This is a genomic window from Clostridium sp. JN-9 (genome assembly GCF_004103695.1).
Classification (GTDB): Bacteria; Bacillota; Clostridia; order Clostridiales; family Clostridiaceae; genus JN-9.
Genome location: NZ_CP035280.1, coordinates 803,476 through 816,087 on the forward strand (window position 1 = coordinate 803,476; position 12,612 = coordinate 816,087).

Consider the following 12,612-nt stretch of genomic DNA (forward strand, 5'->3'; position numbering starts at 1 on the left):
CATAATATTTTTTTATTGTAATGAAATTAATCTGTGAATAATGGTATAATTGTCTATGATAAAAGTAATTTTTATATTAATCACTAATCAATAAAGGAGGCATTTGATTTTAAATCTTTTTAAAATCGAGTAAATTTATGGAATATAAAACTATTAGTCAGCTTGAGGCAGGTACAAAAATTGATGGATTTTATATAATCAAATCTGTGGAAGTAAAGACTTCCTCCACAAATAAAAAATATCTGGATTTTACTTTAGGAGATAAGACTGGAGAAATAAATGCAAAGCTATGGGACTGTTCAGATGAGGATTTAGATACCTATAAAGCTAATACTCTTGTAAAAGTCAGAGCAGTAGTAGCAGACTGGCAAAGCAGATTACAATTAAAATTAGAAAGAATAAGATTATCAGTTCCTGAGGACAATGTAAATATTGAGGATTTTGTTCCAGTTGCTCCATATTCATCTGAAGATATGTATAGCACATTACTTGGTTATATAAATAATATGAAAGATGAAGATATAAAAAATATAGTAATGTACATTATTGAAGAAAAGGAAGAAAAGCTGAAGCATTACCCGGCTGCCATGAAAAATCACCACTCTATAAGGGGGGGACTTCTATACCATGTTACTACAATGCTGAAAGTTGGAGAAAAAATATGTGAAGTTTATACATCACTAAATAAAGATCTGCTGTTCGGTGGTATAATTCTTCATGATATTGCCAAAATAGAAGAAATGGATGCCAGTGAACTTGGCATTGTTAATGGTTATACAGTAGAGGGTCAGCTTTTAGGGCATATAATTCAAGGCATTAAGCAGGTTGAAATTGCTGCTGATGCATTAGGTGTAGATAAGGAAAAATCCATGCTTTTACAGCATTTAATTTTAACTCATCATTATGAGCCTGAGTATGGAAGCCCTAAGAAACCAATGATTCCTGAAGGAGAGATACTGCACCATCTGGATGAAATGGATGCCGTTATGTTTGATATGAACAAAGCACTTAAGAGTACTGAAAAAGGCTGTTTCAGCGATAAAGTATGGACACTTCAGAGGAAGGTTTACAAACCAGAAGATTAATATTATTTAATATTAATATATAAAATTTACTTTAAGTTAAAAAATAAATAACTAAATTTTGGAGGGTTGTATTATGAATGAACAAAGGATACAAAGAGTTATAGAAAGAATGAAGGAATTAAATGTCACTCAGACAATAGTTACTTCAACTCCGGATTTATTTTATCTTCTTGGAAAATGGATAGAATCTGGTGAGAGAATGATAGCCTTATATTTAAACACCAATGGAGAGAAAAAATTAATTATTAATGAAATAGTAACAAATTTGAAAGCTTTATCAGGAGTAGAGATTTTAGCCTATAATGATGACGGCAATCCAGTAGAAATATTAAGCAATGTAATTAATCCAAAGGAGCCTTTAGCTATAGATAAATTCTGGCATGCACATTTTTTAATTGAACTTATGGAAAAGATGCCTGAATTAAAACCTATTAATTCAAAAGCTGTTGATGCCGTAAGAATGGAAAAGGATGCTGAAGAAAGAAAACTGCTTCTGGAAGCTGCAGATGTAGTTGATAAGGCTGTAACAGATTTAATTGATTATTTAAAGAAAAATCCACATGTTACTGAAAATAAAGCTGCAGAAAAGTTAAAGGAGATTTTTGCTTCATATGGAACTAACGAGTACTCCTTTGATCCAATTATTGCATATGGTGAAAATGGAGCTGATCCTCATCATACAACAGATTCAGTTTCTACACTTAAAAAAGGAGATTCCATTGTAATAGACATTGGAGGAAGAACTAATGTTTACTGTTCTGATACTACAAGAACAGTTTTCTATGATCACTGCTCAGATGAAGAAGAAAAAGTATATAATACTGTAAAAGCTGCAAATTTAGCAGGAATTGCTGCAGTGAAACCTGGAGTAAGATTCTGTGATATAGATAAAGCAGCAAGAAAGGTAATAGAAGATGCAGGCTATGGCAAGTACTTTACACATAGAACTGGACATTCCATTGGTATAGAAGACCACGAAAATCCATCAGTAAGTTCTACTGATGAGACAATTGTAAGAGAAGGAATGGCATTTTCTATTGAACCTGGAATTTATCTGCCAGGCAAGTTTGGAGTTAGAATTGAAGATATTGTTATAGCAACAAAAGACGGCTGTGATATACTTAATAAAACTTCAAAGGACTTAAAAGTAATCTAAATCAAAAATGCCGGTCTCTCATATAAAAAAGAGATCGGCATTTTATACTATTTAATTTTCAAATTCAGCTCTTGTAAACTTTTCTTAAGGTTTTCATCAATACTGTTTTCCAGAGCTGTATTTAATAGTTTACCATCTTCAACTACTTTTTTACCACTTACAAAAACATCCTTGACTTTGTTATTTTTCATTATCTTTAAGTCACAGAAAGCCCCAATACCAATGTCTTCAATACAGCCATTGTTAAACTCAACAGCTTCACTTCCAAGCATATCAATGATATCTTCAGGAATATCTTTATAGTTATCTTTTAGAAATGTTTTTTCATCCTCAATTGAAAGTGAATAGTTGCTTGCTTCGCCGTCTGTTCCCAGATAAGTTACTATTCCATGCTTTAAAAAACAAGGAATATCAGCAGTACCAACCCCCATTTTTTTATTCATTCTGGCATTGATAACTATCTTCATATTGTATTTAGCTATAAGCTCTATTTCCTTTTCATTCAGCCAGATACAGTCTGACAACAATAAATTTTTTAAACTGCTTATATAATTTTTTTTATATAAATCCACTAAAAATTCAACAGGCCTTAAACCATATTTTTTAAGGCATAATGAAACATCATTTTTATCTTCAGAAAGATGAATTTGTACTAATCTGTTATATTTGTTTCCTAAATTTACAGCATTGATAATTGACTCCATAGATGACCCATGCAGACTATGTACTGCAGGTGCAATAACTATATTATTGCTTTTTATACCATCCAATAAAGATGTAAAATTACTGGTATATTCCTCTACTGATTCAAAATAACTTCTTTGTGATAAAATTTTACCTTCATAAGAATCCTTATTAATAACATCATAGTTTACTCTTCCAAAATATAATCTTATACCAGTATCCTCTGCAGCTTTTATCACCTGCTGATCATAAAGATTGTCTGCATTATTATGACAGTAAAATGAAACAATTACAGAGGTTATTCCATTTAAAAGCATTGTTCTAAATGCACTTACACATCCATAATAAATATGTGAAGGTTCAAGTAAAGCACTATATTTGTAAATTGTATTTTTACACCAAGTGGATAAATCCCAGTCTTTATTTACAATATTTTTGTACAGTGACTGTTCTGGATGGCTGTGACAGTTAAAATCACCACATTCAATTAAATATTCAGGTCCATAGGACAAAATATCAAACTCTTTATTTTTAGGAATATCACATGATAAGATAAAATCTTTAATTATTCCTGTAGAACTATCCACAGCTAAGTATCCGCTTTTCACCTTATCCTGTATTTTAAATTGCCCAGAGATAATAGTAGTTTTTTTCATATTTACCACCCCTTTGAAAGTGAGTAATATTATTATAAACCAATGAGCAGAAATTTGCCATAAAAGTGTAAATAAATGTTAATAATAGAGAACCACATGTAATTTAAACTGCAATAAAGGTGGTACTTTAATTATTATGGGCTGTATGAGAAAATATAATCAAATAAAAAAAGTGGAGGCATAATTTTATGAAGGTTGGAGTAATAATGGGTGGAATCTCTTCAGAAAGAGAAGTATCATTAAAAAGCGGAGAAGAAGTAATAAGAAATATAAATAACTCTAAATATGAAGCAGTTCCAATTATTATAGATGAAAAACAGGATATATTTAATAAAGTTAAAGGAATTGATTTTGCATTTATAGCACTACATGGTAAGTTCGGAGAAGATGGAACTGTTCAGGCTGTATTGCAGACACTTAATATTCCATATTCAGGATGCGGACCATTGACAAGCGGAATTTGTATGGACAAGGATATGACAAAGAAGGTTCTTAAGTCTCAAGGCATATTAACTGGAAAATGGATAAACTTAAAATCAGCTGAAGAAATTGACTATAGCAGAATTGAAGAATTAGGTTATCCAGTAGTAGTAAAGCCAAACAATGGAGGTTCCAGTGTGGCAACATCAATAATAAAGAAAAAAGAACATGTTAAAGCTGCAGTAATTGAAGCCTTAAAATATGACAATGAGGTTATGATTGAGGAATATATAAAGGGAGACGAAATAACCTGCTGCATGTTCAACGGTGAAATGTATCCAATCTTAGCCATAAAGCCTAAGGCAGAATTCTTCGATTATACAGCAAAATATGCTGATGGCGGATCAGATGAAATCATTGTTGAACTTGAAGAAAAATTACAAAGCAAAGTCAGAGATATGTCTATAAAATGCTGGGACTCATTAAAGTGCAGTGTATATGCCAGAGTTGACATGATAGTCAGGGAAGGAGTCCCATATGTATTGGAATTAAATACACTTCCAGGTATGACAAAAAACAGCTTGTTTCCAAAAAGTGCAGCATCCAAAGGTATATCCTTCGGTGAGCTGTTAAATATGATTATTGAACAATCACTTAAAGAGAATAGAAAGTAAATATCTAATCACCTTTAGCAGTCCCAAAAATCCTTGAGGATTGGATATTTTGTGACAGCTACGGTGAAGATATTTATTACTTTCTATATAGATAGAAAAGCGTAAATAAAGTAAGAAAATTCATGGTTAAATCTGAAATAAAATCATTTTAGGTTTTTACTGTGGTTTCTTACTTTTTATTTTGCACTTTATTATTTATAAGGTTATAGTATTAGTATAACTTTTTTAGGAATCAGAGGTGAAAAAATTGTTTGTAGATTTTAAACCTAATGGTAAAGCACCTGTTTACATTCAAATTAAAGATTATATTAAAGATATGATATTAAGAGGAATGCTTCAAAAAAATGAAAAACTTCCATCTACAAGGGATTTAGCTGCTGCATTAAATGTAAGCAGAAATACAGTAGTTACCTCATATGAATTTTTACAGGATGAAGGCTTTATTTACATGATAAAAGGTAAAGGAGCATATGTGGAGGATCTTCATATAGCATCTGAGGAAAACTGGAATGTTGACTGGAAAGATAAAATAAATCAGTACTGCACTATGGCAGAAGAACTTGATATTATAAAGCATGAAGCAAAATGGGTTAAAGGAATGATATCATTTAAGAGTATTTCTCCTGATGAAAAACTATTCAATATAGGTGATTTTAAAAAAGCATTTCTTAACAGGATTAGTTATGAGGGGGAAAAGCTTCTAAATTACGGATATGCCAAAGGATATAAACCATTAATTGAATATCTGCTTAAATATTTGAAAAATAAAGGTATTAATATAGAAAATAAGGATATTTTAATTACCAATGGGTTTACTGAAGGATTTGATATAGTTTTATCATGCTTAACTGAGAAAGGTGACAAAATAGTCTGCGAAAATCCAACTCATAATACTGCAATTAAAATAATGAAGCTCCATAAGCTTGATATATGCGGAATTTCTATGGACAGTACTGGAATTAATGAAGAAGAGCTTGAAAAGCTGCTTTCAAAGGAAAAGGTTAAACTTTCTTATTTAATTCCCTCTTATCATAATCCAACGGGAACAGTAATGAGTTCAGATAAGAGAATTAATGTATACAAAATTCTTAAGAAGTTCAATGTACCAATTATTGAAGATGGTTTTAATGAGGAATTAAGATATTCAGGAGCTCATTTGTCACCATTAGCAGCTTTATCAGCCCATGGCAACAGTGTTATTTATATCGGCAGCTTTTCTAAGGTGCTTTTCCCAGGAATGAGGATAGGATGGATTCTGGCAGATAAAAAGCTTATAAGTTATCTTGAAAGTGTAAAAAGAAGCAGGAATATCCACACTTCATTTATAGATCAGGGAATTTTATATGAGTACCTTATTGAAGGAAATTTTGAAAAGTATATAAAAAAGGTTAGAAAAGTGTATAAAGAGAAGTACGAAATTGCAATAAAGTGTGTTGAAAAATACATCCCTTCAGCTGAAATATTTGGTGAAGGAGGACTGCATATCTTTATTAGGATAAAAGGATTGGATTCAAGAAAACTTTTAAATTCATGTATGAAAAATGGAGTTATTTTTACTCCAGGGGATATTTTTTATACAGACGGACAAGGCAAAGATACCTTTAGATTAGGCTTTGCAAGATTAAGCGATGCTGAAATAGAAAAGGGTATTAAAATCATTGGAGAAGAGGCGTGTAAATATAAAACATGTTTGACTAATTTATAAAAATAAATTAGAATATTTTTTATAAATTGCTCTTATAATAGAATAAGGATGGTGTTAAAATTGAATAAAACTTTAAAAACCATATTAATTATCATAGCAGTTCTTGCAGTTATTATACTTCCTATAGCTGGAACATATAACAGCATGATAAGCTTAGAACAACAGGTTAATACATCAGAATCAAATATAGATACTCAGCTTCAAAGAAGATCTGACTTAATACCAAATCTGGTTGAAACAGTAAAGGGATATGCAGCACAGGAAAAGGGTATTTATACTGACATTGCCAATGCCAGGGCAAAACTTGCAGGTGCACAGACTGTAACTGATAAGGCCAATGCTGACAGCCAATTGTCTTCAGCTTTATCACGATTACTAGTGGTGGTAGAAAATTACCCAGATCTTAAGTCCAGTCAGAATTTCAGAGATCTGTCTGTGGCACTGGAAGGAACAGAAAATAGAATATCCGTTGCAAGGCAGCAGTATAACAATGCAGTAAATGAATATAATACCAGCATAAGAAAGTTCCCAAATTCCATTATAGCTGGGATATTTAGATTTAATGAAAAACCTTATTATAAAGCCAGCAATGGAGCTAAGGAAGTCCCCAAAGTAAACTTTACAAAGTAGGCATATTAATATGAATAAAAAAATAGTAAATAATAAAATATTAATTTTAATTTTTACTGTATTATACTTAGCTTTTAACTTTAACATAGTTTCAGCAGCAGATATTCCAAAGCCAACATCACTAAAATATGTTAATGATTATGCTGGTGTAATTGATAATGATACATCTAATTATCTTGTGTCAGTAGGAAAAGAAGTTGAAGATAAAACAGGAGCTCAAATCACTGTTGTTATTATAAACTCATTAAATGGCAGTGATATAGAGTCCTATTCAAACCAGCTATTTAATGAATGGGGCATTGGTCAGAAAAATAAAGATAATGGATTATTAATACTTTTATCTATGAAAGACAGAAAATGGAGAGTAGAAGTAGGAAAAGGACTTGAAGGAGCTATAACAGATATTTATTCTGCCAGAGTTATGGACAGTGTAGCTGCCCCTCTTTTTAAGCAGGGTAAGTATGGCGATGGGATTAAACAGGTATTTTCTATTTTTGCAGATGATATTGCTAAAGAGTATAACGTTAAATTAGATAAGAATATTAAAGTTACAGCACCAGATACTAATGCTGAAGATTCTAATAAAAGTACTCCCATTATTGCTTATATTATTGGAGGACTGTTTCTTATAGACTTATTGTTTAACAGAGCCAGAGTCACAAAAACACTAATTCAACTGATATTCTGGTCTTCATTCTTTGGAGGAAGAAGAGGAGGACGAGGCGGAAGAGGCGGTGGAGGTTTTGGCGGCTTTGGAGGAGGAGATTCCTCAGGAGGCTTTGGTGGATTCGGAGGAGGATCTTCCGGCGGCGGCGGGTCCTCTGGAGGCTGGTAGAAACTAAAGATTAAAGATTAAAGAACAAAGAACAAATAAGGTAGTTTTTCTTTACAGAAAAACTTAAAACTCAATTGATTAAGTGGGTCATAGGTTTTAATAACTAAAAATGATTTCAATTACAGTTTTGTCAGGTGATAAAAAAGACGCGGGAACGTAAATAGATTTGTGTAAAATTAAATCTATTTACGTTTTTTTTGTAAGGTACCTGTGACTTGGTTAAAGTTGGAAGCAATGATCTGTTTGCTTTTTTGTTTAAATAAATATTATTTTTTTGTATTTATTCGCAGCTACCCCATGTCGCTAAGCTGATAAAAACATGTCACTTTTAATGCGACATATTTATAGCAGCAAAGATTAAAGATTAAAGAACAAAGATCAAATAAGGATACTTTTTGCTGGCATCAAAAATTTATAATCAAATCAAGTAATTTAGGGAAACACAAAAAGCACTTCCGTAAAAGTGCTGAAAATTTATAGAATTTTAGATACGATTAACTTTTCTTTTTTATTTTCCTGAAATACTCCTTTTCCTCTTCGCTGTAGAAGCAGTCTTTAAATTCATCATCTTCTTCTTCAGTTTCAAAATAGGCAGGTGCTGTTTTATTTTTTGACTTAGGATTTTTCTTTGGAGATTTTCCAAATAAAGAAGCAGCAGTTTGTTTTGATTTTTCTGCTGTCCTTGTTAAAATCTGATATAAATTGCTTACGGAGCCTCTCCTCTTTATTATAATTATTCCATTTTCTATTAATTCCTTCATATACCTTTGAATTGTTCTGATGCACTTTTTCATTTGATCAGCTAAGGTTTTCTGAGATGGAAAACAGGTATCCTTATTTCCATAACAATATCTGTTTAAAATACAATACAATTTAAATGCCCCCTGGCTGATGTTTTTATTAGATATAATTTCATTTGGAATCATTGTAAAATTGATCATTTTATACACCCCCGAATTCAGTTATAAGTTAAAAGTTGGAAGTTCAAAGTTAATTAGTATAGAATTTTACTTCTTACTTCTAATTATCATATATGCATCAATAGGGAAAATAGGACAAGTTAAATTATAGACATATTTCGGGTGCTGCCTGGTTACATTCGACAAAAAATAACAAAGGTTAAAGAACAATTAACTAAATTTAAAGATTAAAGAATAAAGAACAAAGAACAAATAAGGTAGTTTTTCTTTACAGAAAAACCAAAAACTTAATTCATTAAGTGGATCATAGGGTTTAATAACTAGGAATGATTTCAATTACAGTTTTATTAGGTGATAAAAAAAGGATTTGTAAAAATCCTAAGTCGGTAGGCAGTCAATTAGCATAAAGAACGTAAATTAACAAATACCGATAACAAAAAAATAAGTTATGAGGGGCTGTTGCATTAGTTTAAGCTAAGCATCATAAACAATAAATTCTATGACGCTTTAATGTTCTAGATAATTAACCATAGATATGTATTTGCGAATTTTATATTTACTTGTATGTTAAAAAATGCTAATATTTAATAATAGGTAACTATTCAGCTACCCTAAAAAGTATATAAAAAAGCACCTTACTGTCAAATTCTTATGCATCTGACAGTAAGGTGTTAATATTAATTTTAGGTTCACCAAAAAGAGGTACTTCGTCCCTCTTTAAGCGGAGCTTTTACGTCAAAGTTGGATCAAATTGATTCACTGTAAATGTTGATTTTATGCAATCCAAAGCATTTTTGCCTTGTTTTCTTACAGTAGATACATATCCACGGATTCTAGTAAAAGCGTTAGCTCCAGCAGAACTTCTAAAGGTGCCTGAAATCTTTTGCTTAACTTTAGCCATACGTAAATCACGTTCTGCTAAATTATTATCAAAAGGTATATCAAAGTCATACATGAAAGCAAGTATTTGTTCCTTATAGCCATTTAATCTATTGAGTAAATTAAGACTGGCACTTTTCTTTACCTTCTTTTTAGAATATAATTCAATGTTTTTAGCATAGTCTTCATCAATGCCAGCTTTAAGTATTTTATCATACTTAGTTTCAAAATCCTGAATTTTATCTAAAGGTAAAGCATTTTGTTTGTCTTTAGCTAAATCTACCCCTTTTTTTATTTCTAACAATAGATTTTTCATTGGCTTTGCCCAATTTTGACCTTGTAATTCAGTTATACCATTCAATTCTCTTAATATATGAGCATTACATAGAGCATGATTGCAGTTAGTATACTTAAAATAAGTTTTAAAACCATCATGGACTGCCGTCCCAGTAAAGTTTGGAAGTATCGTAATATCATCAATAGCCTTTTTACCACGCTTTTCATGGCATTCATAATATGTAAGATTTTCATTAGAAGCAACATGAAGCCACTGGCGTTTTTTATCTATATAAATACCAGTTTCATCAAAATGAACTGCTCCTGTAGATGAGGTAAGGCTATTTCTAATCCTATTTGTTATAGCTTGTAAATTATCATGACAGTCTTGATTAAAGGTTACCATACTACCTTGACTTAAATGATGGTTAAATAAATCCTCAATGAGTTCAACAGCACGTTTATACGGAATCAATTGATATTGAGTTAAGTAAACAGCTATCGCTTTCAGGCGTTCTCCATATTGAACTGTATTCTTTATTTCCCCTGGGAAAGTAGCTGTATTTTTACTTTTACAATGAGGACATATTTTAACTTCTGCTCTATGCTCTACAATTTTAACTCTTACATCTGGTATATCTATAATTTGACGAACAATATATCTTTCAGGAGGTACATCCTTTAGAGATGCTCCACATTCAGTGCAATGTTCTACATTGTGAATTTTAATTTCATCAGGAGTATCATGTAAACACAATGTTATTCCTTCATGACCTTCTTGACCGCCAGGTTTTTTACCTGATTTTGTTCTTAAACTTTTAGTCTTTTTTTTAAAGCCATCTGACGATGGAGGTTTACTGCTATTACTACTGTTTTTGTTGACTTGGCTTTCTAATAATTTTACACGCTCGTTTAGAGCCTTATTCTCTTTAGAAAGTGTTTCTACTTGAGATTGTAGTTCTTTAATTTGATTTGATAATTCTTTAATAACACCTATAATTTGAGATACACCTTGATTGTAAATCTCGATGATTTGGCTTTCACTCACGATGTGTTACCACCTTATCATTAGTTTTTGCAAGACAGGCTTTATGATACCAAAAAATAATGATAAATGGAAGGCTTTTTTTCAATAAATTAATAATAACAGTAAATTTAAATTATTTTAATAGCTGAATAGTTACAATAATAGTTTTATTTACTGCACCCAGAACTTGAAAAATTAAATCAGTTTACATTAAATTAAAGGCAATTCTATGAATGGATTGGCAAGGTTAACACTTTTGAATTAGATGATCCTTGTTATACAATAGGTACAAGATTATTACGAGAAGGCCAGAATTATATATACTTACTTACTGACGGAGTATTAGAATGTGGGGACAGACCATTTGAAGATGCAAGGTATCTATATAAGATTTTGACAGAGGATATTGATGCATCTCAAAATATATTAAAAGTTTTTAAAGAAGTTCACAAACAAAAGGGCAGAGATAGTGCCACAATAATTGGCTGGTCATATTTTAATAATCATAAAGCGCAAAGACCCTCTGGCTAATATATTTTTTATAAGCTAATATGGAACTTAATTTATTGCTTCTAATTACTGTATAGCAGTCGTAAGACAAATGTGTAACAAGGTTTTAATAGGAAGGAGAGCAGTTATGGGGGGGAAGACATATATTTATACGATAACCTCTTTTATTTTATTAGCATTTGCAATATTAAAAAATGGTTTCGATACTGTTATTATGTGCCGCTTTGTTCTTGTTTTATCAGTGTTAATTGCTATTATTGGAATAGTACAGATAATAAGAATTTGGAAAAATGATAATAAAATTTTGAATGCTTTAGATTCATGGTTACTGTTATTAAATATATTATTGATAATAATAAACTCTTTCTGGTTATGGATTACAACCTTTAAAGATGGAATGTAATACGCATAATTCTTTCTTTGTGGCACAAGGTTAATTTAGTGTGACTTGTCTTACAACATAAGGGGAGGAGATATAATGAATAAAAATAATATTTCTGTACAAAAAGCTCAAAAAAAAGACTATGATGAACTACGCAAGATTTTTTTTAACACAAGACAGGAAAGTTTTACTTGGGTGAAACATGGTAGTATAAAATTAGAAGATTTTGATAGTAGCACGGAAGGCGAATTAATATTAACAGCAAAAATAGACAATGAAATTGTTGGATTTGCTTCAATTTGGGAAGAAGATAAATTTATTCACAATTTATTTGTTGCCTCAAATTTTAAAAAGTGTGGAGTAGGAAAAGCAATGATAAATCAGTCTGCAAAAGTAGTTGGATTACCGTTAACATTGAAGTGTGTAAAGGCAAATGTAAATGCTTTGCATTTTTATTTATCTCAAGGGTGGACAATGGAAAAAGAAGTTATAGAAAATGAACCTTATTATTTAATGAAATATGGGGGATAAATATGCTATTTAATTTCTATAAAACAAATTTACAGTTTAATAAAAATATGTATTAGCCCTGGTGTAACAAAAGTTTCAATTAAAGCTCCTAATAATAACAATGGTAGAATAATAATATAAATGCTTTTTTTATTTCCGGTATATTAAAATAATTGTAAAATAATACTTCCCAGTAATTTTCTTATCTTATTGATACAAGAGCAATTTATTGTTCAGTAATATTAGAGGAAAATTATGTCAAG

General features: G+C 30.8%; 11 protein-coding genes. 8 read left to right on the forward strand and 3 right to left on the reverse strand.

The window, feature by feature from the left end; genetic code table 11:
* Positions 1-137: 137 nt before the first annotated feature.
* Together EQM05_RS03850 and EQM05_RS03855 are read left to right on the forward strand one after the other, a co-directional pair.
* Entirely contained in the window at positions 138-1,085 is a 948-nt protein-coding gene (locus EQM05_RS03850; protein WP_128748816.1) for an HD domain-containing protein, read from the forward strand.
* Positions 1,086-1,158: 73 nt separating this feature from the next.
* Positions 1,159-2,241, forward strand: coding sequence for an aminopeptidase P family protein (locus EQM05_RS03855; protein WP_128748817.1), 1,083 nt, complete (start codon positions 1,159-1,161; stop codon positions 2,239-2,241).
* Between the two features lie 47 nt (positions 2,242-2,288).
* Here EQM05_RS03855 and EQM05_RS03860 read toward each other — a convergent pair whose 3' ends face one another.
* Positions 2,289-3,581 carry an amidohydrolase family protein gene (locus EQM05_RS03860; protein ID WP_128748818.1) on the reverse strand — a complete coding sequence of 431 codons (1,293 nt, stop codon included), beginning with the start codon at positions 3,579-3,581 and terminating at the stop codon, positions 2,289-2,291.
* Positions 3,582-3,769: 188 nt separating this feature from the next.
* Between EQM05_RS03860 and EQM05_RS03865 the strand changes: the two genes are divergently transcribed.
* The 4 genes from EQM05_RS03865 to EQM05_RS03880 all read left to right on the forward strand — a co-directional run bounded on the left by EQM05_RS03865 (position 3,770) and on the right by EQM05_RS03880 (position 7,845).
* On the forward strand, positions 3,770-4,675 hold the full coding sequence (locus EQM05_RS03865) for a D-alanine--D-alanine ligase (RefSeq protein WP_128748819.1): 906 nt from the start codon (positions 3,770-3,772) through the stop codon (positions 4,673-4,675).
* Positions 4,676-4,922: 247 nt separating this feature from the next.
* Positions 4,923-6,380 (forward strand): PLP-dependent aminotransferase family protein, encoded by a 1,458-nt coding sequence (locus tag EQM05_RS03870; protein ID WP_128748820.1) that lies wholly within the window; start codon positions 4,923-4,925, stop codon positions 6,378-6,380.
* Positions 6,381-6,440: 60 nt separating this feature from the next.
* A complete protein-coding gene (locus EQM05_RS03875; protein WP_128748821.1) occupies positions 6,441-7,010 on the forward strand; it encodes a LemA family protein in 570 nt (189 codons plus the stop codon).
* A 10-nt stretch (positions 7,011-7,020) separates the two neighbouring features.
* Positions 7,021-7,845 carry a TPM domain-containing protein gene (locus EQM05_RS03880; RefSeq protein ID WP_128748822.1) on the forward strand — a complete coding sequence of 275 codons (825 nt, stop codon included), beginning with the start codon at positions 7,021-7,023 and terminating at the stop codon, positions 7,843-7,845.
* Between the two features lie 494 nt (positions 7,846-8,339).
* Here EQM05_RS03880 and EQM05_RS03885 read toward each other — a convergent pair whose 3' ends face one another.
* The gene (locus EQM05_RS03885; RefSeq protein ID WP_128748823.1) at positions 8,340-8,786 is read right to left on the reverse strand and encodes a helix-turn-helix domain-containing protein; all 447 of its coding nucleotides are present in this window, start codon (positions 8,784-8,786) and stop codon (positions 8,340-8,342) included.
* Between the two features lie 709 nt (positions 8,787-9,495).
* On the reverse strand, positions 9,496-10,968 hold the full coding sequence (locus EQM05_RS03890) for an IS66 family transposase (RefSeq protein WP_128748824.1): 1,473 nt from the start codon (positions 10,966-10,968) through the stop codon (positions 9,496-9,498).
* A 616-nt stretch (positions 10,969-11,584) separates the two neighbouring features.
* On the opposite strand from EQM05_RS03890, the gene EQM05_RS03895 reads away from it, so the two are divergent.
* The gene (locus tag EQM05_RS03895) at positions 11,585-11,860 is read left to right on the forward strand and encodes a hypothetical protein (RefSeq protein WP_128748825.1); all 276 of its coding nucleotides are present in this window, start codon (positions 11,585-11,587) and stop codon (positions 11,858-11,860) included.
* 75 nt (positions 11,861-11,935) lie between these two features.
* Positions 11,936-12,370: a GNAT family N-acetyltransferase gene (locus tag EQM05_RS03900; protein WP_128748826.1), complete on the forward strand. Its 435-nt coding sequence runs from the start codon at positions 11,936-11,938 to the stop codon at positions 12,368-12,370.
* Positions 12,371-12,612: the final 242 nt, after the last annotated feature.